Consider the following 23,733-nt stretch of genomic DNA (forward strand, 5'->3'; position numbering starts at 1 on the left):
GCTCCCGGCCATGACTGGCGGGGAGCGTTTTTTAACTGATGCTGTTAGGCTTTTGCGGCATCTGCCTTGTAGGCGGCGACGCCGCCCAGGATTTCTTCCTTGGCCACTTCAGGGCCATACCAGCCGTCGATCTTGACCCATTTGCCTTTTTCCAGATCCTTGTAGTGCTCAAAGAAATGCTGGATCTGGCGCAAACGCAGTTCGTTCAAGTCTTCCGGCTTTTGCCAGTGGCTGTAGATCGACAGGACCTTGTCGACTGGCACGGCCAGCACTTTCGCGTCTTCGCCCGACTCGTCCGTCATTTTCAGCACGCCGATAGGACGGCAGCGCACGACCACGCCCGGGATCAGCGGGAACGGGGTGATGACCAGCACGTCAACCGGGTCGCCGTCCGGCGACAGGGTGTTCGGCACGTAGCCGTAGTTGCACGGGTAATGCATGGCGGTACCCATGAAGCGATCGACGAAGATCGCGCCGCTTTCCTTGTCGACTTCGTACTTGATCGGATCGGCATTCATCGGGATTTCGATGACGACGTTGAAATCGTTCGGCAGGTCGCGGCCGGAAGAGACGTTATTCAAACTCATGGGGTTCCTCATTAGCGGATGGTGTTTTAACCGCGCAATTATAGCGAAGTACAGGCAGCTTGTGCGATGCAGCAGCGGCCCGCCGGCGTTTTGCGCGTCCTGCCAGCAACAGTGGCGTGCCTGGCCAGCAGGCACGCCACTGTTAGTGCCGAGAGAATAAACAGATCACCGAAAATAATAAGTAGAAACACTTAAGCATTAGTACGGTGAGCCAGGAGTTAATACATTGAATATCTGCATATTTTCATTTCAATATCACCATGCCAGCGACATGGCGATGATAACCGGCATTGCATTTTATGCAGTCACTTATGACAACAATTTGATAATCATTTATCCCGCAATATATCGGCATGATGACGCAGCCGACTCAACATGCCCCGTTCTCCGCCCTGCAGGCGCCCTGCCAGCCCCGCACTTGCCTCATCCAGCATAATATTTGCTCTTATTTGAAGGATTGATTTGATTCAAATGGCGCCCTCGCCAAAAAATGGCGCGACCAGAAGACAATCATCAATTCTGATAAACTATAACATTCCGGTGATTCCAAACTTTGTATATTCTGCAATCGACGCCTTCCCTGAATTCAATATGGCGCTTTCAACGCGCCACCGATAAATCCTTGCAAAAAGGAATATGATGATTCCCTCCTTCCGGCCCGGGCCTTTATTAAAGGTCACCGGCGTTATTTTCATTCTGTTTGGCCTCGCCCTGCTGGGCGGCGGCATCTGGCTGGCCACGCTCGGCGGCTCCTGGTACTACTTGCTGGCCGGCATAGGCATGCTCGTTGCCGGCGTGCTGGTGTTCCAGGGCAAGCGCAGCGCGCAACCATTCATGGCGCTGTTGCTGCTCGCCACCCTGATCTGGTCCGTGATCGAAGTGAAATTTGACTGGTGGCAATTGTTGCCGCGCCTCGACATCTGGTTTGCCGCCGCCGTCTGGCTGCTGCTGCCCTTCGTCAGCCGCCGCCTGGCGCCACCTGCCGCAGCGAAACAGGGGCAATTGGGCAAGACGGCCCTCGGCGCCGCCGTAGCGCTGACCGTTATCGCCGGCGTCATCGCCCTGTTCCAGGACTACCATGACCTGCATGGCGACGTGCCGGCCGAAAACATGGCCGCCACCGCCACAGGCGACCTGGCGCCCGGCGTCGAGCACAACGACTGGTCCGCGTATGGCCGCTCCGGCTATGGCGACCGCTACGCCCCGGCCGCGCAGATCACGCCGGCGAATATTTCCGGCCTGAAAGAAGCCTGGACCTACCACACGGGCGACTTCAAGGGACCGAACGACCCGGGCGAGATCGCCAACGAAGTCACGCCGCTGAAGGTCAATGACATGCTGTACCTGTGCACGCCGCACAATATCGTCATCGCCCTGAATCCGGACACGGGCAAGGAAATCTGGCGCCACGATCCGAAGATCAACCGCGACGCGGCCAGCTACCAGCACATGATCTGCCGCGGCGTCGCCTACTGGGACGTCAACGCGGGCCGCGCCAAGAACAACCCGGCCCCTGAAGCGGCCGGCATGGAATGCCCGCGCCGCATCCTGGCGCCGACCATGGACGGCACCATGATCGCCGTCAATGCCGATACGGGCGAATCGTGCAAGAGCTTTGGCAACAACGGCGTCGTCAACCTGTATAAAAACATGGCCATGATCAAGCGCGGTTTCCTGATGCCCACCTCGCCGCCGGCCGTCTCGCAGAAAATGGCCGTGATCGCCGCCAGCGTGACGGACAACCATTCGACGGAAGAGCCGTCGGGCGTGATCCGCGGCTACGATCCCGTCACCGGCAAGCTGATGTGGAACTGGGACCCGGCCACGCCGGAAGATACGCAGCCCTTCCCTGAAGGCAAGAACTACACCAACAACTCGCCCAACTCGTGGGGCGTGGCCAGCATCGATGAAAAGCTGGGCATGGTCTACATTCCGATGGGCAATGAAACCCCCGATACCTGGGGCGGCAACCGCAACAAGAATGGCGAGAAATTCAACAGCGCCATCGTCGCGCTGGACCTGGCAACGGGTAAAGTGCGCTGGGTCTACCAGACCGTGCACCACGATATCTGGGACATGGATATCGGCGGCCAGCCTAGCCTGGTCGACATCGACACGCCGAAAGGCAAGGTCCCCTCCGTGGTCGCCACGACGAAACGGGGCGACATCTACGTGATCGACCGCCGCGACGGCAGCCTGGTCGTGCCGGCGCCGGAAAAACCCGTACCGACGAGCAATCCTGCCGCCGGCGACACCCTGTCGCCCACGCAGCCGTTCTCGGCCCTGACCTTCTTGCCTGAACGCAATATCAGCGAAGCGGACATGTGGGGCACGACGCCATTCGACCAGCTCGCCTGCCGCATCATCTTCAAGGAACGCCGCTATGAAGGCCCGTTCACGCCGCAAACGGCCGGCAAGGGCGCCGTCATCTCGCCGGGCCCGCTCGGCATCTTCGAATGGGGCGGCGCGGCCATCGACCCCGTACGCCAGTTGCTGATTGTCAACCCTGACTACATGGGCTTCCTGGAAAAACTCGTGCCACGCGCCGAAACGACGGCCAAGGGCGGCACGGGCGGCGAAATGGGCTTGCAGCCACAGACGGGCGTCCCGTTCGCCGTGGAAATCAAGGCCTTCCTGTCGCCGCTGGGCTTCCCATGCCAGGCACCGCCGTGGGGCTATGTGGCCGCCGTCGACCTGCGCACCATGAAAAAAGTGTGGATGCACAAGAACGGCACCACGCGCGACAGCGGTCCCGTGCCGATTCCCTTGCCACTGGGCGTGCCCAGCCTGGGCGGCATGGTCACCACGGGTGGCGGCGTGACCTTCCTCAGCAGCACGCTCGACTACTACATCCGCGGCTACGACGTCAGCAACGGCAAGGTCATCTGGAAAGCCCGTTTGCCAGCCGGCGGCCAGGCTACGCCGATGAGTTATGTGTCGAACAAGTCGGGACGCCAGTTCGTCGTCGTCATGGCCGGCGGCCACGGTTCGCTGGGCACGAAGATGAGCGATACCCTGGTCGCGTATGCCTTGCCCGAAGGCACGGCGGTACCGAAGAAGTAATTAGCAACGCACTCCATCCTGGAGTGCGCGCATAAAAAAAGCCGTTCAGTCTGCACTGAACGGCTTTTTTACGTCTGGAGAAACAGATTACAGGATGGTGGCCAGCGCGCACTGCCGGTAATGGGCTGCAGCCTGTTCCGTCTGCTGCAAGGCATCGTGCATCTGCGCCAGCTTCAGGTGGGCGTCGCGCACCATCTGCGGCTCGTTCGCGTCGGACAAAGCCTGCTCCAGGTGGCGCTGGGCCTTGCCCCACAGTTTTTGCTTGAGGCACAGGGTACCCAGGGTCAGCGCCAGTTCCGCGTCCAGCGGACGCTGCTTCATCCATTGCTCGCAATGCTCGATCTGCAGCAGCAGGGCCGGCGTGCCGGCGGGCGCCGCCGCTTCGCGGTAGGCGCGCACGACGCGCTCGTCCCAGTCGGCGGCCAGCGACTCTTCGCACACGAGGCGAGCTTCGTCATGCAGGCCGCGCGCATTCAGGGCCGTGGCGGCGCGGCAGGCGATATACGGCTTGACCCGGTCCGCGCTCGGCACGGTGGACCACACGCGCATCAGCGATTCGGCATCGTGCGACGGGTCGGACAGCAAATGGTCGTAGGCCAGCTCGCGCAGGCGCGACGACAGGGCCGGATGCAGGGCGCGGTGCTTGTCGAGCGAACGCACGAGGCGCAGCACTTCCGGCCAGTTCTTCGCCTGCTGCTCGGCTTTCAGCGACCATTGCAGCGCGTGGATATGGCGCGTGCCGCTGGCATTGAGTTCGCGCACGGCGGCCAGGGCCGCTTCCGGCTGGTGGTCGTCGACCAGCAATTCCGTCACCGTCATCAAACGCGCCGTCTTCAGGCTGGCGTCGCCTTCGACGCGGGCCAGCCAGCTGTCGCGGCGCTCGGACTGGCGCATGCGGTGCGCGGCGCGCGCGCCGATCAGCGCGGCCAGGCCCGCGTTTTCGTCCAGCTCGGCGGCGCGCAGGGCAGCTTTTTCCGCATGGCCGAAACGGCCTTCGAACAGGGCTTTCAAGGCTTCGCGCAAGCCCTTGTTGCCGTCGCGCTCACGCTTACGCTGGCGGTAGGCCGCCACTTGCGCCGGCATGCGCACGGTGGCGCGCACGGCGCGCACCAGCAGGTACAGCAGCACGAACAGCACGACCTGCAGCAGCAGGAAGAAGTTCAGCGACAAATCGATGCGGTACGGCGGATAGAACAGCACCACGTTGCCGGGATTGAAACGGGCCGTCACGGCGATACCGATCGCCGCGGCCATCAGGGCGAGTAACCAGAGAAATAGACGCATGGGCTCAGGACTTCGCTTTGTAGTTGCGCACAGCCGTCAGGCTGTCGGACAAGGTTGGCATTTCGATGGCTAGGTTGCTGCCCTGCACCTGGCGCAGCAAGGCTTGCGCCGTCTGCGTGCCCTTCGCGCGGGTGTCGAAATACTTGGCCAGCGCATCCTGGGCGGCGATCAAGTCGTTGCGGAAAGCCGTTTCATTGCGCGACAACAAGGCCATGCGGGCATTCAGCAGGCGCAGCTTGACGTTTTCGCGCAAGAAATACGACTGCGTCGGCGACAGCATCAGCGCTTCCGGCGTATCGACTCTGCGGATACGGATCAGCTGGCGCACGTCGGCCCACATGTCGCCGCTCCAGGTATTGAAGCCGTCGCGCACTTTTTGCAGCAGCGGTTCCGGCGCCGGCGGCCCCACCAGCTTGCCGCTGGCATCGCGCACGGCCTTGGCCTTGCCCGGTTTTTCCGGCGCGGCCGGCAAGGCCGGCGTTTCGTCGGACAGCATCGGCAGGGCGTCGATCTGGGCGATCACGGCGTCGAGGCGCAGGGCCACGCCCGTCGAATCGACGCTGGGCAGGGCCTTGAGTTTTTCCATGTCGCGCCCGATGGCGCGGCGGATGGTGATGAATTGCGGCTTGTCGGAGCGCGACAGGCTGCGGTCCGCGTTTTGCAGCGCGATCAGCGCGCCCGGCACGTTGCCGGCCAGTTGCAGCTGCTGGCTGGCCGTCGACAGCACTTGCTCGATTTCCGTCAGCGCCCACTCGTCGCGGTTCTTCGACAAGTCGTTGTACAGTTGTTCCAGCGCAAGCTGCTGGCTCTGGGTTTCGCTCTGGCGGTTTTCCAGCGCGCCCACCTTGATCTGCAGCTCTTTCGTGCCTTCTTGCACGTTGCGCGCCAGCACGCCCGTTTCGGCATTGCTGACATCGCCCTTTTGCAGGCGCTTGGCCACTTCTTCGCGCAGGTTGCGGATCTGCTTGCTGGTCGACCAGCTTTGCGCCGCCAGCAGCACGGCCAGCACGATGACGGCGATGCTCATGGGCTTTTGCAGCTGCTCCAGCAGGGTCGGCGCGCGGCCGGCAGGTTGGTCGGCCGCCTGCGGCGCCGTCTTCACGGCGCTGCCAGGCGTTGCATTCGGTTCGGAGAGTGTAGGCATTTCGTTCATGGTCGTGATTGTAACGCGGCGAGCACTCCTGCGTCGCCTGATCCTGTCAGGGTGACACGGGCAAAACCCAGGGCCGCCGCCGTTTGTGCAATGCGGGCGTGCGGCACGATCAGATGCTGCTGTTGCATTTTTGCAACAGCCGTCTTTTCATCGCCCATTTCGCCCAGCAGCGCCAGCAAACCGCGCAGCGCTTCCGAGCTGGTGATGATCCAGTCATTATTATGCTGCAACAGCTTTTCCAGGGTCGCCCGCAAGGCCGGCGTCAGTCTTGGCACCTGGCGCCGGTAAGCCGTAACGAACTCGACTTCGGCGCCTGCCGCGCGCAAGCCGTCGGCCAGGTAATCGCGCCCGCCATCGCCGCGCACGATCAGCACGCGCTTGCCGCACAGGGCCGGCAAGTCCAGCGCCAGCAACAGGTGTTCGGAATCGCTGCGCGCCGTGTCTAACGGACTGGTGATGCTGGCGGTGGCGTCCGTGACGCCATGTGCAGCCAAGGCCAGGCGGCTGCCCTCGCCCACCACGGCCAGCGGCACGCCTGGCGGCCAGGCGGACAGGTGCGCAAAGACGCAATCGATGGCGTTGGGCGAGACGAAGGCCACCAGGTCGTACTCGGCCAGGCGCGCCAGCACGGCTCGCAGCTGCGCACATTCATCTGCGCCATCGAGCGCGTGGATTTCCAGCAGCGGCAGCAGGGTCACGGGCCAGCCCAGCGCCGCGATCCGGGCGGCCAGCGGCCCCGCTTGCGCCGCGGGCCGCGTGATCACCACGCTGTCAGGCATGCGGCGCCAGGCCTTCATGGTTGTCCGGGGTGACGGCGCAGGAGGCGAGGATGCCGGCGGCGTCCTGGCCGCGCAGCAGTTCGGCCACCTGCTCGCCCAGCAGTTCGGGCGCGCCGGCCGGGCCACTGACGTCGGCGCTGGCCATGCGCGCGCCGTCCGGCGTGGCGACCATGGCGCGCAGGCGCATCTGTTCGCCATCGACGGTGGCGAAGGCGGCCAGCGGAATCTGGCAGCTGCCGCCGAAAATCTTCGACACCTTGCGCTCGGCCGTGACGGCTTGCGCCGTATCAATATGGTTCAGCGGCGCCAGCAGGCGCACCAGGTCGGCGCCGTCAAGCCGTCCGCTGCGGATTTCGATGGCCATGGCGCCCTGGCCGGCGGCCGGCAGGCTGTCTTCCGGCGCCAGCACGGCGCGGATGCGCGATGCGAGCCCCAGGCGCTTCAGGCCGGCGGCGGCCAGGATGATGGCGGCGTAATCGCCACGGTCCAGTTTGCCCAAACGCGTATCGAGGTTGCCGCGCAGGGGCAGAATCGTCAGGTGCGGATAGCGCGCGGCGATCAGCGACTGGCGGCGCAGGCTGCTGGTGCCGACGACGGCGCCGTGCGGCAGCTCGGCCAGGCTGGCGTAATCGTTGGACACGAACGCGTCGCGCGGGTCTTCGCGCTCGAGGATGGCGGCCAGGGCAAAGCCTTCCGGCAACTCCATCGGCACGTCTTTCAGCGAATGCACGGCCAGGTCGGCACGGCCCTCTTCCATCGCCACTTCCAGTTCCTTGACGAACAGGCCCTTGCCGCCTACCTTGGACAGGGCGCGGTCCAGAATCTGGTCGCCGCGTGTGGTCATGCCGAGAATTTCAACGCTACACTGCGGATACAGGGCGGCCAGGCGCGCACGCACGTGTTCAGCTTGCCACATGGCAAGACGGCTCTCGCGCGTGGCGATCACCAGGCGGGCAGGAATATTCAATTCGTTCGGGGTCAATTCGGATGCTTTCAAAACAAGTTCTTTCGCTGTGGCTGTCGTTGTCGTTGCCAATTCGCCCGTCCGATATCAATTTGTATCGGAATGGCGCCCGGCCTCGCTATAATCGTTATCCCTTAGCCTAGAAGGCCAAGTCAGGCTAGCGTCCATGTTGAAGACCACAAATTTTATCATGCGCCCCCTCCCCTCTGCGGCCAAACGCCCGGTGCGATCCTCATTCCCTTGCTTTTACACTTACTTTGGTTCTTTATTATGCTCAATGACGCAGTAGCACCAGAAATAGTCCCGGCGGCCGGTTCCGACAAGGACGCGCCGCTGAAAGAAGATATCCGCCTGCTGGGCCGCCTGCTGGGCGACGTGCTGCGCGAACAGGAAGGCGACGCCGTCTTCAATGTGGTGGAAACCATACGCCAGACGTCCGTGCGCTTCCGCCGCGAAGCGGACGCGGGCGCCGCGCTGGAACTCGACGCCATGCTCAAGGAACTGAGCCGCGAACAGACGATTTCCGTCGTGCGCGCGTTTTCCTACTTTTCGCACCTGGCCAACATTGCGGAAGATCAGCACCACATCCGCCGCCGCCGCGCCCATTTGCTGGCCGGTTCGCCGGCGCAAAAGGGCAGCGTCAGCTTCGCGCTGAAAAAACTGCGCGCCGCCGGCGTGCCCCGCAAGACCGTCGACACCTTCTTCCAGGACGCGCTGATCGCCCCCGTGCTGACGGCCCACCCGACGGAAGTGCAGCGCAAGAGCATCCTCGACGCCGAGCACGACATCGCCCGCCTGCTGGCCGAGCGCGACCTGCCGCAGACGCCGAAAGAACGGCACGCCAACATGCAGCTGCTGCGCTCGCGCGTGGCCACCCTGTGGCAGACGCGCATGCTGCGCTACTCGAAGCTGACGGTGGCCGACGAAATCGAAAACGCCCTGTCCTACTACCGCATCACCTTCCTGCGCGAACTGCCGGGTCTGTATGACGATATCGAGGACGATATCGCCGCCGAGTACCCGAACGGCAACGGCACCATCGAACCGATCAGCGCCGCCTACGTGCAGATGGGCAGCTGGATCGGCGGCGACCGCGACGGCAACCCGAACGTCAACGCAGGCACCATGCAGCATGCGCTGGCGCGCCACGCCACCACCATCCTCGACTTTTACCTGGATGAAGTGCACACCTTGGGCGCGGAACTGTCCGTCTCGACCCTGATGGTGGGCGTGAGCGCGGAACTGCAGGCGCTGGCCGACCAGTCGCCGGACGCCTCGCCGCACCGCAGCGACGAACCGTACCGCCGCGCCCTGATCGGCATCTATGCGCGCCTGGCCGCCACGGCCCGCGCCCTGGGCGCCACGAATATCCTGCGCAAGGAAGTGGGCGCGGCCGCCGCGTACCCTGACGCGGCGGCCTTTGTCGCCGACTTGCGCACCATCGTCGCCTCGCTCGAAGCGCACCATGGCGCGGCCCTCGTGCGCCCGCGCCTGGCCACGCTGGCGCGCGCGGCCGACATCTTCGGCTTCCACCTCGCGTCGCTGGACATGCGCCAGACGTCCGACGTGCACGAGCGCGTGCTGGCCGACCTGTTCGCCAAAAGCGGCGTGGCCGCCGATTACGCGGGCCTGTCCGAGGAAGACAAGCAGGCGCTGCTGCTGAGCGAACTGGCGCAGCCGCGTTTGCTGTACTCGCCCTACATCAGCTACGCCACGGAAACGGATTCCGAGCTGGCCATCCTGCGCGCGGCGCGCGACATCCGCCAGCGCTACGGCGCGCGGGCCATCCGCAACTACATCATTTCGCACACGGAAACCGTCTCCGACCTGCTGGAAGTGTTGCTGCTGCAAAAGGAAACAGGCTTGCTGCGCACCGACTGGAAAGCGGGAGGCGACGGCGACAGCACATGCGAGCTGATGGTCATCCCCCTGTTCGAGACGATCCCCGACCTGCAGCGCGCGGCCGGCATCATGAGCCAGCTCATGGCCTTGCCTTTGGTCAAACAATTGATCGCCAAGCAGGGACAGTTGCAGGAAGTCATGCTCGGCTATTCCGATTCGAACAAGGATGGCGGTTTCCTGACCTCCAACTGGGAACTGTACAAGGCGGAACTGGCGCTGGTGTCCGACTTCCAGAAGGCCGGCGTCAAGCTGCGCCTGTTCCACGGCCGCGGCGGCACGGTGGGCCGTGGCGGCGGACCCAGCTACGAAGCCATCCTGGCCCAGCCGCCGGGCACCGTCAACGGCCAGATCCGCCTGACGGAGCAAGGCGAAATCATCGCCTCGAAGTTTTCCAATGCGGAAATCGGCCGGCGCAACCTGGAATTGCTGGTCGCCGCCACCCTGGAAGCGAGCCTGGCGCCGCAGGCCGCCAACCCGGCCCATGCAAGCGAGCTGGCACAGTTCGAAGCCGTGATGGCGCAGCTGTCGGACCTCGCCTATCACGCCTACCGCCACCTCGTGTATGAAACGCCGGGCTTCACGGAGTATTTCTTCTCGGCTACGCCGATTGCGGAAATCGCCGAGCTGAACCTCGGTTCCCGTCCCGCCTCGCGCAAGGCCAACCAGCGCATCGAAGACTTGCGCGCCATTCCCTGGGGCTTTTCCTGGGGCCAGTGCCGCTTGCTGCTGCCGGGCTGGTTCGGTTTCGGCAGCGCCATCGAGGCCTGGATCAACGCTGGCGAGCCAGCGTCGAAGGATGACAGGATCCCCACCCTGCGCGCCATGTACGCCGAATGGCCCTTCTTTGCCACCCTGCTGTCGAACATGGACATGGTGCTGGCCAAGACGGACCTGGCGATTGCGTCGCGCTATGCGGAACTGGTGGCGGACCAGGATTTGCGCGAACGCATCTACAAGCGCATCACGGACGAGCATGGCACCACCCTGCGCTGCCTGGAGCTGATCACCGGCAACACCGAGCGCCTGGCGGGCAATCCGCTGCTGGCCCGCTCGATCCAGAACCGCTTCGCCTACCTCGACCCGCTGAACCACTTGCAAGTGGAATTGATCAAGCGCAACCGCGCCCTGTCGGCGGAAAGCCGCATCGATGAACGCGTGCACCGCGGCATCCAGCTGTCGATCAACGGCGTGGCAGCCGGCCTGCGCAATACGGGCTGACCAGGCCCGGCCGCCATCGGCATGCAGGGGCCGGCACCGCAAGGGCCGGCCCTTTTGCTTTCCTGATGGAAAAATATTCTCAAGAAAACAACATTTGGTATTACACTAGCGTCGGATACTTTTCCCACTCCGGCGCCATGCGCACCGCAGCGGCCAACCATGACGCCAGGAACGCGGATGAGCAAATGGTCGATTGAAACGCTGAGTACGGCATGTGCCGCCCTCACCCTGATCATGCTGGGCTGGCTGGCCGGTGTGGCCTGGCAGGAACTCGACTTCTGGGAGCATATCTGGCTGTCGCTGCTGCTGGCGGCCGTCGCTGGCACGGCGATGTGGCTGCTGCGCACGCTGCGCGCCCACCTGGCCAGCACGCGCAAGCTGCTCGACGCCAGCACCATGCGCTACCGCGAACTGAGCGAAGCGGCGCAGGACGGCATGTGGCAAACGGACGCGCACGGCCGCATCCTGCACGTCAACCAGCGCCTGTGCGACATGCTGGGCCTCCCCTCCGAGCTGCTGCTGAACCATTCCATGGAGGAATTCCACGACGAGGCAACCTTGCTGCGCCTGTGTCCGCTGCGCCAGACAGCCACGGATAGCTGCATGGGAGAACTGCGTTACCGGCACAGCGACGGCTCGGAACGCTGGGCCATGATCAGCGGCCGCCGCCTGTACGACCAGCAGGGCACGCTGACGGGCGCGCTCGTGCTGGCCAGCGACATCACCGAACACAAGCGTGCCGAACACGCGTTGAGCGTCGCCCATGCGGAACTGGAAAGCCGCGTGGCCCTGCGCACGGCCCAGCTGCTCGACGTCAATCTCCAGCTCTCCGCGGAAATCGCCATGCGCGCGCAAACGGAAGCGGCCCTGGCGCGCAGCGAAGAACGGCTGCAGGACATCATTTCCATGATGCCCCTGTCGCTGTTCCTGAAAGACGCCGATTCGCGCATCGTGCTGATGAACCAGGCCTGCGAACAGCAATGGGGAGTGCGCCAGGAGGACATCGCCGAAGGGCGCGACTTGCATCACTTTCCCAGCGACCAGAACGTGGGCTTCCACGCGGCGGACCAGGAAGCGTTTGCCAGCCGCAAGGTGGTGATACGCGAAGAACTGATATGGAACGCGCAATTGCGGGAAAATCGCCTGGTGCAGACGCACAAGAAACCCGTGTTTGACGCCCAGGGCCGGCCGCAGATGATCATCGCCATGGCCATCGACATCACCGACAGCAAGCGCAACGAGGAAAACCTGGAGCGCACCCTGGCCCAGCTGCGCGAACTGAGCGACCACCAGCAAACCATCAAGGAAGAGGAACGCCGGCGCATCGCGCTCGACATTCACGACGACCTGGGCCAGAACCTGATGGTGCTGCGCATCGATGTGTCGCTGCTGCACGCGCGCACGGCCAAGGCCCACCCGCGCCTACACCGCCACGCGCAGCGCGTGCTCGACACCATCGACGCCACCATCCGCTCCGTGCGCACCATCATCAATGACTTGCATCCAAGTACCCTGGAGCTGGGACTGGGCCCCGCCGCCGAATGGCTGATCCGCCAGATGGAGAGCCGCGGCACCATCCGCTACCGGCTCACGCTCGACAGCGAGGCAGCGGACCTGGGCCTCGATCAGCGCCAGACATCGGCCATCTTCCGCGTGCTGCAGGAATCGCTGTCGAACATCGTGCGCCATGCCCAGGCCAGCGAAGTGGAAGTTGCGCTGGAGCAAGACGCGGATTCCATCGTGCTGCGCATCAGCGACAACGGCATCGGCATGCAGCCGGGCGACGACGGCAAGCGAGCCGCCTTCGGCCTGAAAAGCATACGCGAACGTGTCCACGCGCTGGGCGGCGAACTGCGCATCGACAGCCAGGCGGGCCGGGGCACGGCGCTGGTCATCTACCTGCCTCACGCCGGCAGGCACGCCATGCCCGTCATGCCAAAACACAAAAATTACCAAAAACAGTAGCAAATTAGGTATGCATTTTTAGCAAACAAAAGTATAGTAAGTTTTTTCCCTGAGGAAACTATCATGCCGCTACGGTTCGCCCGCCTCTCCGCTCCACTGCTCGGCCTGTTCCTGCTGGCTGCCGTCCCCATCGCCAGCGCCACCATTTATGCCGAACGGGGCTTTGGGGAAAAGGATGGCAATGGCAGCATCGCATCCGACCTGAACCCGGCAGGCCTGGTGGCCGGCATCATCATGGAAGAGGAAGGACGGCGCCGCGCCGTGACGTACCAGCATGGCCGCATCCGCGAGCTGGGCACCCTGGGCGGCGATGAAGGTTTTACCAAGGCCATTAATATGCATGGCGTGGTGGTGGGGTCGGCGCAGACGCCAGCCGGCGCCTGGCACGCCTTCCGCTACGACGCGGCGGGCGGCATGCGCGACCTGGGCACCCTGGGCGGCACCAGCAGCTATGCCACGGCCATCACGCGCGACGGCCAGGTGGCCGGCTATGCCGATACCAGCGGCGGCGATTTCCACGCCTTCGTGACGAAAGCCGACCACAGCCTGCAAGACCTGGGCACGCTGGGCGGGGCCAGCAGCTATGCCAGCGGCCTGAACAGCCATGGCGTGGTGGTGGGCACGGCGCAGCGCGGCGATGGCTACCGCCGCGCCTTCGTCTACCGGCCAGGCGCGGGCATGCAGGAAATCGGCACCCTGCCCGGCGGGCGCATCAGCTCGGCCACCGCCATCAACGACGCGGGCCTGATCGTGGGCGCCTCGGAAACGGAGAAGCGCCGCTGGCACGCGTTTGCCTGGGACGGCAAGCGCATGCTCGACCTGGGCGCCATGATCGGCCAGGGCGACAGCTACGCCACGGCCGTCAACGCGGCCGGACACGTCGTCGGCAGCGTCAACATCAACGGCTTTGAACCGATGACCTTTGTCTACAAGGAAGGCGTGATGACGGTACGCCGCCGCGACGACGGCCTGTACCTGACCAACAAGATCACGGACGCCGGCCTGGTGGTGGGCGCCATCTACACGGGGCATAAATTCCAGGCCTTCGCCGTGCCGTCGCAAGCGTCGCCGGCGCCGCCGCGCCGCAACCCGCTGGACTGGTTCTTCCTGACCGTCATCGCCGCCGCCTGCGGCGCGGCCGCGTTCCGCGCGCGCCGGCACTTGCGCGCCGGCCTGCTGGGACAGCGCCGGCATTTGCTGTAAATCAATACAGCTACGGACGAAAAAAAAGAGGCTTGCGCCTCTTTTTTTTATTGCCTGCTGACAGCTTAGTTCTGTGTCAGGAAAGTCTTCAGCTTGTCCGAACGCGAAGGCTGGCGCAGCTTGCTCATGGCTTTCGCTTCGATCTGGCGGATGCGCTCGCGCGTCACGTCGAACTGCTTGCCCACTTCTTCCAGCGTGTGGTCGTTCGACATTTCCACGCCGTAACGCATGCGCAGCACTTTCGCTTCGCGCGGCGTCAGGGAATCGAGCACTTCCTTGATAACGTTGCGCATCGAGGCGTGCAGCGCGGCGTCCAGCGGCGCCAACGTCGTGTTGTCTTCGATGAAGTCGCCCAGTTGCGAATCGCCATCTTCGCCCATCGGCGTTTCCATGGAAATCGGCTCTTTCGCGATCTTCATGATTTCGCGCACCTTGTTTTCCGGCATTTCCATCTTGACGGCCAGGGTCGCCAAGTCCGGCTCGCTGCCCGTTTCCTGCATGATCTGGCGCGAGATGCGGTTCATCTTGTTGATCGTTTCGATCATGTGCACCGGCACGCGGATGGTGCGGGCCATGTCGGCGATCGAACGCGTGATCGCCTGGCGGATCCACCAGGTGGCGTAGGTCGAGAACTTGTAGCCGCGGCGGTATTCGAATTTATCGACCGCCTTCAGCAAGCCGATGTTGCCTTCCTGGATCAAGTCGAGGAATTGCAGACCGCGGTTGATGTATTTCTTGGCGATCGAAATGACCAGACGCAAGTTGGCGACCGTCATTTCGCGTTTCGCGTGACGCGCGCGCTTTTCGCCGGCCGCCATCTGCTTGTTGATCTTGCGCAAGTCCGCCAGCGGCAGGGCCACGCGCGCTTGCAGGTCGATCATCTTCTTTTGCAGTTCCTTGACGGCAGGCACGTTGCGGCTGAGGATGGCGCTGTACGGATACTTGCAGTCGACTTCGCGGTCGACCCATTCCAGGTCGCATTCATTGCCTGGGAACACCTTGATGAAGTGGGCGCGCGGCATGCCGCATTTGTTCACGCACAGTTCCAGCACGGCGCGCTCGATATGGCGCACTTCTTCCATCTGGCCGCGCAGGGTGTCGCACAGCTTTTCCACGACCTTGGCCGTGAAGCGGATGCCCAGCAATTCCTGCGAAATGGCTTCCTGCGCCTTGATGTAGGCTTTCGAGTTGTAACCCTCGGGCGCCTTGCGCATCTTGTCGTACTGCGTCGAGATGACGTTGAATTTCTCCAACGCATTCTTTTTCAGCTGGGCCAATTGCTCGCTGGAGAAACCGGCCGCGCCGCCATTGGCGTCGCCGTCTTCTTCCTCGGCTTCCTCTTCCTCTTCGTCCTCGTCGCTGGCAGCGGCGGGGGCGGCGGCAGCGGCCGGCGCCGGGGCATTGCTTTCGTTCAGATCGACAAAGCCGTCGACCACTTCATCGACCTTGATTTCGTCGCGCGCGATTTTTTGCGACAGGGCGACGATTTCGCCGATGGTGGTGGGGCAGGCGGAAATGGCCTGGATCATGTCCTTCAGGCCGCCTTCGATGCGCTTGGCGATCTCGATCTCGCCTTCGCGCGTCAGCAGCGCCACGGCGCCCATTTCACGCATGTACATGCGCACGGGGTCGGTGGTGCGGCCGAAGTCGGAGTCGACGGTCGACAGGGCGGTCGCGGCAGCCGCTTCCACTTCATCGTCGCTGGTGACGGTGGCGACGTTGTCAGTCAACAACAGGCTTTCCGCGTCAGGGGCGCGCTCGTAGACGGCGATGCCCATGTCGTTGAAGGTGGCGATGATGCCTTCGATGGCTTCCGGATCGATGATGTTTTCCGGCAATTGGTCATTGATCTCGGCATAGGTGAGGAAACCGCGTTCCTTGCCCATGTTGATCAAGCCCGTGATCTGCTTGCGGCGGCGTTCCAGGTCCGCTGCCGAGGCTTCCGGATCGCCCAGTGCGTCGGCCAGGCCGCCCTTGGCCTTGCGGTCGCGCGCTTTCGAGACGGCCTTCAGTTCGGCGCGCTCGACGGCGTTGAGTGCTGCCACTTCATCGTTTTCCGGCGTGAATTCGCTCGGCTTGCGGCCGCGGCGGCCCGGTACCTTGACGGTCGGCAAGAAGTAATTCGAGGTATCGATGGCGGCCAGGGCATCGGCGTCCGTGGTCTTGCTGACCACTTGCGCGCCGGTGATGATGGTCACGGGCGCCGCTTCAGGCTTGGCGCGCACGACTTTCGAACGGGCTGCCGTCACCACTTTGTTCGTGGCGGCGCTTTCGCTGACCTTGCGCGGCGCGGCCGGGGCCTTGGCGCCGGGGGCAATCTTCACGCTCGGCGTCTTGACCGGTGCGGCGTCGGCCACCTCGGCCACTTCGGCAACGGCTTCGACAGCCGCCGCTGGCGCTTCGGCTGCCGGCTCGGCCGGCGGCACGGCGGCCAGGCGCGAGCGGCTTTTCTTCACCACGGTGACGACGGTGGGCGCCGTCGTGACGGTGGCTTCCGGATTCGCTTGCGCATTATCGATGAAGTAAGATAAAGTCGTTTTGGGTACGGCAAGTGGTGCCGCGGCTGGGCGTGGCGCCTTGGCGGACAACGTTAAAGTTTTTGGCGTATTCTTCATGAGATATCTCTTAATGCGAGACCAGATGGTGTCGGCGCGAAGTGAATGATTCCACCTAAGCCTGCGAAACCGGACTCGATGGAGCGTATTGTTGCGGCTGCCGTCAAGGGCAGCGGCGCCTGTCTATCGGGACGTTCAAAGCCCGCGCATCCAGCGGCGGCGGGGCCGAAGCCGGGTCAGATAAATAAGCGATGTACATTGCGGAATGAAAAAAAGCCCGTACCAGAACGGGCTTGAATCTATTGTTGTTCAGTGAAGACACAGCGGAGAGCAAGATTATGCACGAAGGCCAGTTATCTGGATAATTGATAAGCAAAATATCTGATATCAAAAATATCAATAATGATGGCCCTGCACCGCACTGCTCCTATCCCCTGCACACCTGAGCCAGACCGTCAAATACGGGGTCCAGTCATCAGCGCAAGCCGACATTATACACATTTCCCGCATTTCGCGCTGCGTCCGCTGTAGGGCGGACCCGCTTGTTACAGCGCAAGTTGCCAAAAAAGACAATGCACTTGCCTGTGGCGCGTGCTATGCTCCCCTTTTATAGCCCAACCAATGATGTCGATGACCAGCTCCACGCCAGACCAGCAAGCCACCACTCCTGACACGCCAGTCGATGCAGCCCCAGCGGCGGCACCGGCCGCAGCGGCAACTACGCCGGCGCCTGCCGGCCTGACCGCGCGCGCCCTGCTGAAGCAGTTCCAGGAGCAATTCCCGCCATTCCGCGATTGCCTGCCCTTGTCGATCGGTATCGACAAGCAGATCCTGGCACGCCTGCCGGACCTGGACCGCAAGCTGATGCGCACGGCGCTGGGCATCCACACGGGTTCGCTGCGCTACCTGCGCGTGATGGAAAAAGCCAAGATCCGCTACGACCTCGACGGCACGGCCGGCGCGGAAGTGACGCAAACGCACCGCGACCACGCCACGCAAGTCTTGCAGCAGCGCTTCAAGAAGGAAGCCGAGCGCAAGAAAGCCGAGCGCGACGCGGCCGCCGCCGAAGAAGCGAACCGCTTGCGCCTGGAAAAACTGAATCAGCTGACCGCGAAATTCTCGCGCAAAGGCTGATCCGGTTTCATGGACACAGCTGCCGCACCGCCACTGCCCCCCTATCAAGGCATTGCCCTCGACCACGTCAGGCTGGTACGCACCAGCGATGATGCAAAAGCAGCCATGGCTGCCCTGCTGGCAGCGGACGCCATCGGCTTCGATACGGAATCGAAGCCGACGTTCGTCAAGGGCGAGTCCTCCACGGGACCGCATCTGATCCAGCTGGCCACCGACGACATCGCCTACCTGTTCCAGGTAGGCAGCACGCCGGCGCCGGCCCTGGCCGAACTGAAAGCCATCCTCGAATCGACCACCACCCTGAAGGTGGGTTTTGGCCTGTCCGACGACGTCAAGCGCCTGCGCAACAAGCTCGGCATCGCGCCGGCCCAGGTGCTCGACCTGTCCGTCGCCCTGCGCGGCGGCCAGCGCAACGACCTGGGCGCGAAGACGGCCGTGGCCAAGTTCTTCGGCCTGCACCTGCAGAAATCGAAAAAGATCTCCACCACCAACTGGGCCACCTCGCGCCTGACGGAAAAGCAGATCCTGTACGCGGCCGACGATGCGCAAGTGGCCCTGCGCGTGTACCGCCGCTGGATCGCCGACGGCGGCAAGGTGGCGCCGCAAAAGGCCCCGCGCGCCAGCACGCCGCCCGTCCCGCCGCCGGTCGCCGCCTGAGGCGGCACACCTTCCAGCCACATGAGCAAGGACAAGTCCATCGGCACCACGCCCGCCGCGATCGCCGCCGCCGAACAGGCGCTGGGGCGATCGCTGCCCGCGTCCTACGCGCAATGGTTATTGATCAACAATGGCCGCGCGCTGGGCGCCTTGAGCGTGTTTCCCGTATACGACGCGGCCAATGCGCGCAAGACGTGGGAATCGATAGAACGCCATTACCGCACGAGCTGGCAGGAATGGCTGGAGAATACGGGCGCGAACGGCAACGATGCCAGCGCCCTGCTGCCCTTTGCCCAGTTTGGCACGGGCGATTACTATTGTTTTGATTATGCGCAAACGGGACCCACGGGCGAGCCGGTGGTCGTGCTGTGGTCGCACGAAACAGGGGCTGCCACCGCGGTGGCGCCCGACTTTGCATCATTCCTGATACTGCCCGGCCGCCCGGGATAAAACCCGGCGGCCGGCGCCAGCTTATTTGACGGGACGCCAGGTCAGCGGATAGCGGTAGACGACGCCATTGCTGGCCTTGACGGCGGCAATAATAGAAAACACCAGATTGCCCAGCGCCACCAGCCAGAACATGAAAATGCCGATGATGACGAAAGTCAGGATGAAGCAGACGATGTACCAGAGGATCAGGGTGATCTGGAAATTGAGCGCTTCGCGGGCATTCTCGGCCGAGAACTTGTCCGCATCGTCCTTCTTGATCAAGTAAATGATCAGCGGCGCCACCCAGCTGGTGAACAGGCCGCCAATATGGGACAGGATGGCGATCGTCGTATCTTGCGTACGACCCACTTCCGGCTGCGTGTTATCCATTATCATTCCCATCATTAGTTATAGATACATCAATATAACAGTAATATTTCTTTTTGGAATGAAACACTTGCTGCCGCAAGGGACTTTTTTTCATGCCGCCGCCAGCGCCAGCCGCCCCAGGGTGGCGATGGCCGCTTCCAGCTGCGGGCTCCACGGGTGGCCGTAATTGAGGCGGATGCAGTGGCGAAACGCGCGCGTGGCGGAAAAGATGGGGCCGGGCGCGATGCTGATGCCGGCCGCCAGCGCGCTGCGGTGCAGGGCCAGCGCGTCGATGCCCGCCGGCATCTCGACCCAGACGAAATAGCCGCCCTGCGGCCGCGTCACCCGCGTGCCGGGCGGAAAATGCACGGCAATCGCTTGCAGCATGGTGTTTTGCTGCGCTGCCAGGGTCAAGCGCAGCTGGCGCAAATGGCGGTCGTAGCCGCCCTGCGCCAGGTAGTCGGCCAAGGCCATCTGCAACGGGATCGGCGCCGACAGGCTGGTGGTCAGCTTCAGGCGCTCGACCTGGCGCGCGTAGCGGCCCGCCACGGCCCAGCCCAGCCGGAAACCGGGCGCCAGGGTCTTGGAAAACGAACTGCAATGCATGACGAGGCCCGCGCTGTCGTGGCTTTTCGTCAAGCCCGGGCGCTGCTTGCCGAAATACAACTCGCCATACACGTCATCCTCGATCAGCGGCACGCCATGGCGCGCCAGCAAGTCCACCAGCGCGCGCTTCTTTTCCGGCGGCATCAGGCTGCCCAGCGGGTTCTGGAAACTCGTCATCAGCCAGCACGCCTTGGGCTGGTGGCGCTGCAGCAACTCTTCCAGCGCGGCCAGGTCGACGCCGTCACGGGGGCTGGTGGCGATTTCCACCGCCTTGAGTTCCAGCCGCTGCAGCGCCTGCAGGCAGGCATAGAAGCTGGGCGACTCGATCAGCACCGTGTCGCCGGGCCGCGTGACGGCTTGCAGGCACAGGTTCAGCGCTTCCAGCGCGCCATTCGTGATGACGATGTCGTCGCTGGAAACGGGCACGCCGTCAAGCTGGTAGCGCAGGGCGATCTGGCGGCGCAGCTCGGCATTGCCCAAGGACAAATCCGTGACGGTGCTCCACGGGTCGAGGCGGCGCATGCTGGCCGAGACGGCCCGCGCCAGCCGTTCCATCGGGAACAGATGCGGGCTGGGAAAGGCCGAACCGAACGGCACGATATCGCGCGCGCCGACAGCGCCCAGCACCTCGAACACGAGGTCGCTGACGTCGACGGTGGTGCTGGCGTCGAGCGGGTGGGAACTGTCCGGCTCGGGGGCCAGCGCGGCGCGCTGCGGCGCCACGTAATAGCCGGAGCGGGGGCGCGAGACGATCATGCCGCGCGCTTCGAGCAAATAATACGCCTGGAACACCGTCGACGGGCTCACGCCCCTGCGCGCATGCTGCTGCCGCACGGACGGCAATTTATCGCCAGGCAGCAACAGCTGCATGGCTATCATGGCGGCGACTTCTTCCGCCAATTCCTCATATCGTTTCAACCCTGCTCCTCAAACTGATCCGTAGTTTTTTTGCACAACTGATCCTGTCACAGTGACAGCACCGGGTATATGCTAGGGTAACAACATCCGGGCAGCAACACCGGCACGCCATATCGACCGTCGAGACAGGTTACTTTCCCATGCAACTTTCCATGCTACTGCATTCCCCGCCCGTGCTGCTGGCCCTGACTATCGCCTGGCCCGGCATGGCGCTGGCCGCGCCGGCCACCGTTTCCGCCAGCCACGACAGCCTGGAGCAGCGCATCAAGGCGTGCACGGCCTGTCATGCGCCGAAGGAACGCCACGACGCCTTCTTTCCCCGCATCGCCGGCAAACCGGCCGGCTATCTGTACAACCAGCTGCTGAACTTTCGCGAGGGACGGCGCCAGTATCCGCTGATGAATTACATGGTCGAGCATTTGCCGGACGATTACCTGCGCGAAATCGCCGAGTATTTTGCGGCGCAGCACCCTGCCCCGCCGCCGGCCCAGCCCAGCGGCGCCGGCACGGCGGCCCTGGAACGCGGCAAGCAGCTGGTGCTGCAGGGCGACGCCGGCAAGAAGATTCCCGCCTGCATCGCCTGCCATGGCGAGAAGCTGGCCGGCGTGGCGCCCGCCATCCCCGGCTTGCTGGGCTTGCCGCGCGACTATATCAACGCCCAGCTGGGCGCCTGGAAGAACGGCATCCGCCGCGCCCACGCGCCCGACTGCATGGCGCAAGTGGCGCAGCGCCTGTCCGACGCGGACGTGGGCGCCGTCTCGGCCTGGCTGGGCACGCAGGTGGCCAGCGCCGACGCGCGCCCCGCCAGCGGCATCGCCCTGCCCTTGCCGCTGCATTGCGGCGGCGTGCCAGGCTCCGGCGCGCAGGTGGCGCCATGAAAAAATGGATGATCGCGGCCGGCCTGGTACTGATCGCCGGCGGCAGCGCCAAATTCCTGCTGTACCCGGACGACGACATCGGCCCGCCCGCCGTTGCCAGCACCCTGAGCCAGGAACAGCTGGTCGCGCGCGGCGCCTACCTGGCCAAGGCGGGCGACTGCATGGCCTGCCACACGACGCGCGGCGGCGTGCCGTACGCGGGCGGACGGGCCTTGCAGACGCCGTTCGGCAAGGTGCTCTCGCCCAACATCACGGCGGACAGGGAAACGGGTATCGGCAGCTGGACGGCCGACGATTTCTGGCGCGCCATCCACAATGGCAAGTCGAAGGACGGCCGCCTGCTGTATCCGGCCTTTCCCTACACCAATTACACCAAGGTGCAGCGCGAAGACAGCGACGCCCTGTATGCATATTTCCAGAGCGTGCCGCCGCACCGGCAGGCGAATGCGCCGCACGCGCTGCGCTTTCCCTACAACCAGCAGATCGCGCTGGCCGCCTGGCGCGCCTTGTATTTCAAGCCTGGCGTGTACCAGCCGCTGACGGGCAAAAGCATGGAATGGAACCGGGGCGCCTACCTGGTGCAGGGCCTGGGCCACTGCAGCGCCTGCCATAGCAGCCGCACCACCCTGGGCGGCAGCGACGACGGCCTGTCGGGCGGCCTGATCCCCGTGCTGGGCTGGTATGCGCCGTCGCTGACGTCGGACGCGGAAGCGGGCCTGGGCGACTGGGACACGGCGCACATCGTGGAATTGCTGCAAACGGGCGTCTCGCCGCGCGCCACCGTCTTCGGCCCCATGGCCGAGGTGGTGCGGCAAAGCCTGCAGCACATGAGCGGCGCCGACGTGCAGGCGATGGCCGTGTACCTGAAAAGCCTGCCCGGCCCGGCGCAGCCCGCACAACGGGCGCCGCGCGACACGTCGGAGCAAGCCCGGCAGCAACTGGCGCTGGGCGCAAAACTGTATGAGGCCCAATGCGCAAGCTGCCACCAGGCCGACGGCAAGGGCGTGCCGCCCGGCTACCCGCCGCTGGCCGGCAACCGCGCGCTGACGACGGTCTCGGCCGTGAACGCCATCCGCCTCGTGCTGAACGGCGGCTTCGCGCCCGGAACCACCGGCAACCCGCGCCCCTACGGCATGCCGCCGTTCGGCCCCGTCATGGATGATGCCGAAGTGGCGGCCGTGGTCACGTATCTGCGCGCGTCGTGGGGCAATGATGCGCCGGCGGTGAGCGCTTTAGAGGTGAATAAATACCGCAGCGTGCCGCTGGAGTAATGCCGTTTGACGATTATCTCAAATTGAGATAATCTGTGATCACGGTATCACTTCGTCACGGCATCGCTTCGGCATATGCGCATCGTCGCCAACAAGGCTTTGATGGATTTCGCCAGGAAACACCCCCTGGCGGGCGACCCCATGCAGGCATGGCGCAAGATTATCGAATCGCGTTCGTTTGCCAATTTCGCCGTGCTGAAGTCGATATTTAACGCCACCGATCGTGTCGGCGATTACTATGTTTTTAATATTGGCGGTAACAAGTACCGGATCATTGCGGCGATTCACTTCAATCGCCAATTGCTGTTCATCCGGGAAGTGTTGACGCATAAGGAGTACGACGCATGGAATCCTTGATGCATCGTGAGATGATTACAGAAATCACTGTCCACTATCAGGCCTTGTCCAAGCTGGTCCCCCTGCAGGCGATTCCTGATGTGCCCGCTTATGAACAAGCTGTCAGCGTATTGCATCAGCTATTGGACGCGGGGGCGGCCGATGAAAAACACCCGTTGGCGGGGCTGGTTGACAGCATCGGCCGGTTGATAGCCGATTACGATCAGGAGCATTTCCCAGCGGCCCCTGTTTCGCCTGCGGCCACGCTGCGCCAGTTGATGGAACAACATGCACTGACACAGTCCGACGTACCGGAAGTCGGTACACAAGGCGTCGTCTCTGAAGTGCTCAACGGCAAGCGGGAGCTGAATGTGCGGCAAATCAAGGCCTTGGCACAACGATTCGACGTCCCCACCAGTGTTTTTATTGCGTAATCCAATAAAAAAACCGGCTCGCGCCGGT

Annotated in this window: 19 protein-coding genes; 11 read left to right on the top strand and 8 right to left on the bottom strand. The window is 63.7% G+C overall.

Annotation, left to right across the window (positions count from 1 at the left end; all coding sequences use genetic code 11):
* Nucleotides 1–44: 44 nt before the first annotated feature.
* Entirely contained in the window at nucleotides 45–587 is a 543-nt protein-coding gene (gene ppa, locus AC1RJW_RS20375) for an inorganic diphosphatase (RefSeq protein ID WP_086139428.1), read from the bottom strand.
* Between the two features lie 636 nt (nucleotides 588–1,223).
* Between ppa and AC1RJW_RS20380 the strand changes: the two genes are divergently transcribed.
* The gene (locus AC1RJW_RS20380; protein ID WP_493046594.1) at nucleotides 1,224–3,650 is read left to right on the top strand and encodes a membrane-bound PQQ-dependent dehydrogenase, glucose/quinate/shikimate family; all 2,427 of its coding nucleotides are present in this window, start codon (nucleotides 1,224–1,226) and stop codon (nucleotides 3,648–3,650) included.
* 87 nt (nucleotides 3,651–3,737) lie between these two features.
* Here AC1RJW_RS20380 and AC1RJW_RS20385 read toward each other — a convergent pair whose 3' ends face one another.
* The 4 genes from AC1RJW_RS20385 to hemC are packed head-to-tail and all read right to left on the bottom strand — an operon-like array spanning nucleotide 3,738 to nucleotide 7,863.
* A complete protein-coding gene (locus AC1RJW_RS20385) occupies nucleotides 3,738–4,934 on the bottom strand; it encodes a heme biosynthesis protein HemY (RefSeq protein ID WP_436500692.1) in 1,197 nt (398 codons plus the stop codon).
* Nucleotides 4,935–4,938: 4 nt separating this feature from the next.
* Nucleotides 4,939–6,087, bottom strand: a complete 1,149-nt coding sequence (locus AC1RJW_RS20390) for a uroporphyrinogen-III C-methyltransferase (protein WP_493046595.1) — start codon at nucleotides 6,085–6,087, stop codon at nucleotides 4,939–4,941.
* On the bottom strand, nucleotides 6,084–6,866 hold the full coding sequence (locus AC1RJW_RS20395) for a uroporphyrinogen-III synthase (protein ID WP_493046810.1): 783 nt from the start codon (nucleotides 6,864–6,866) through the stop codon (nucleotides 6,084–6,086). Before AC1RJW_RS20395 ends, AC1RJW_RS20390 begins: the two co-directional genes overlap by 4 nt.
* The gene (hemC, locus tag AC1RJW_RS20400) at nucleotides 6,859–7,863 is read right to left on the bottom strand and encodes a hydroxymethylbilane synthase (RefSeq protein WP_493046596.1); all 1,005 of its coding nucleotides are present in this window, start codon (nucleotides 7,861–7,863) and stop codon (nucleotides 6,859–6,861) included. Before hemC ends, AC1RJW_RS20395 begins: the two co-directional genes overlap by 8 nt.
* Before the next feature lie 237 nt (nucleotides 7,864–8,100).
* Here hemC and ppc point away from each other — a divergent pair, with 237 nt between their 5' ends.
* The 3 genes from ppc to AC1RJW_RS20415 all read left to right on the top strand — a co-directional run bounded on the left by ppc (nucleotide 8,101) and on the right by AC1RJW_RS20415 (nucleotide 14,118).
* Nucleotides 8,101–10,950: a phosphoenolpyruvate carboxylase gene (ppc, locus tag AC1RJW_RS20405; protein ID WP_493046597.1), complete on the top strand. Its 2,850-nt coding sequence runs from the start codon at nucleotides 8,101–8,103 to the stop codon at nucleotides 10,948–10,950.
* A gap of 177 nt (nucleotides 10,951–11,127) precedes the next feature.
* On the top strand, nucleotides 11,128–12,915 hold the full coding sequence (locus AC1RJW_RS20410) for a PAS domain-containing sensor histidine kinase (protein WP_493046598.1): 1,788 nt from the start codon (nucleotides 11,128–11,130) through the stop codon (nucleotides 12,913–12,915).
* Nucleotides 12,916–12,978: 63 nt separating this feature from the next.
* Entirely contained in the window at nucleotides 12,979–14,118 is a 1,140-nt protein-coding gene (locus AC1RJW_RS20415) for an HAF repeat-containing protein (protein ID WP_493046599.1), read from the top strand.
* A gap of 65 nt (nucleotides 14,119–14,183) precedes the next feature.
* Here AC1RJW_RS20415 and rpoD read toward each other — a convergent pair whose 3' ends face one another.
* Nucleotides 14,184–16,733 carry an RNA polymerase sigma factor RpoD gene (rpoD, locus tag AC1RJW_RS20420; protein WP_493046600.1) on the bottom strand — a complete coding sequence of 850 codons (2,550 nt, stop codon included), beginning with the start codon at nucleotides 16,731–16,733 and terminating at the stop codon, nucleotides 14,184–14,186.
* Between the two features lie 570 nt (nucleotides 16,734–17,303).
* On the opposite strand from rpoD, the gene AC1RJW_RS20425 reads away from it, so the two are divergent.
* The 3 genes from AC1RJW_RS20425 to AC1RJW_RS20435 are packed head-to-tail and all read left to right on the top strand — an operon-like array spanning nucleotide 17,304 to nucleotide 18,914.
* On the top strand, nucleotides 17,304–17,807 hold the full coding sequence (locus tag AC1RJW_RS20425) for a ProQ/FINO family protein (RefSeq protein WP_475413645.1): 504 nt from the start codon (nucleotides 17,304–17,306) through the stop codon (nucleotides 17,805–17,807).
* Nucleotides 17,808–17,816: 9 nt separating this feature from the next.
* A complete protein-coding gene (locus AC1RJW_RS20430; protein ID WP_493046601.1) occupies nucleotides 17,817–18,464 on the top strand; it encodes a 3'-5' exonuclease in 648 nt (215 codons plus the stop codon).
* Between the two features lie 21 nt (nucleotides 18,465–18,485).
* The gene (locus tag AC1RJW_RS20435) at nucleotides 18,486–18,914 is read left to right on the top strand and encodes an SMI1/KNR4 family protein (protein WP_493046602.1); all 429 of its coding nucleotides are present in this window, start codon (nucleotides 18,486–18,488) and stop codon (nucleotides 18,912–18,914) included.
* A gap of 21 nt (nucleotides 18,915–18,935) precedes the next feature.
* Here the strand turns inward: AC1RJW_RS20435 and AC1RJW_RS20440 are convergent, their stop codons facing one another.
* Together AC1RJW_RS20440 and AC1RJW_RS20445 are read right to left on the bottom strand one after the other, a co-directional pair.
* On the bottom strand, nucleotides 18,936–19,283 hold the full coding sequence (locus tag AC1RJW_RS20440; RefSeq protein WP_326457244.1) for a DUF4870 domain-containing protein: 348 nt from the start codon (nucleotides 19,281–19,283) through the stop codon (nucleotides 18,936–18,938).
* Nucleotides 19,284–19,373: 90 nt separating this feature from the next.
* Entirely contained in the window at nucleotides 19,374–20,786 is a 1,413-nt protein-coding gene (locus AC1RJW_RS20445; RefSeq protein WP_493046603.1) for an aminotransferase-like domain-containing protein, read from the bottom strand.
* A 152-nt stretch (nucleotides 20,787–20,938) separates the two neighbouring features.
* Between AC1RJW_RS20445 and AC1RJW_RS20450 the strand changes: the two genes are divergently transcribed.
* From AC1RJW_RS20450 to AC1RJW_RS20465, 4 genes are all read left to right on the top strand, one after another.
* Nucleotides 20,939–21,664 carry a c-type cytochrome gene (locus AC1RJW_RS20450; protein ID WP_493046604.1) on the top strand — a complete coding sequence of 242 codons (726 nt, stop codon included), beginning with the start codon at nucleotides 20,939–20,941 and terminating at the stop codon, nucleotides 21,662–21,664.
* Nucleotides 21,661–22,935 (top strand): c-type cytochrome, encoded by a 1,275-nt coding sequence (locus tag AC1RJW_RS20455; protein ID WP_493046605.1) that lies wholly within the window; start codon nucleotides 21,661–21,663, stop codon nucleotides 22,933–22,935. Before AC1RJW_RS20450 ends, AC1RJW_RS20455 begins: the two co-directional genes overlap by 4 nt.
* A 75-nt stretch (nucleotides 22,936–23,010) precedes the next feature.
* Nucleotides 23,011–23,292 (top strand): type II toxin-antitoxin system HigB family toxin, encoded by a 282-nt coding sequence (locus AC1RJW_RS20460; protein WP_493046606.1) that lies wholly within the window; start codon nucleotides 23,011–23,013, stop codon nucleotides 23,290–23,292.
* Nucleotides 23,280–23,705 carry a helix-turn-helix domain-containing protein gene (locus AC1RJW_RS20465; protein WP_493046607.1) on the top strand — a complete coding sequence of 142 codons (426 nt, stop codon included), beginning with the start codon at nucleotides 23,280–23,282 and terminating at the stop codon, nucleotides 23,703–23,705. The genes AC1RJW_RS20460 and AC1RJW_RS20465 overlap by 13 nt, the downstream gene beginning before the upstream one ends.
* The last annotated feature ends 28 nt before the right edge of the window (nucleotides 23,706–23,733 follow it).

The organism is Janthinobacterium sp. GW822-FHT07A03 (genome assembly GCF_058798815.1).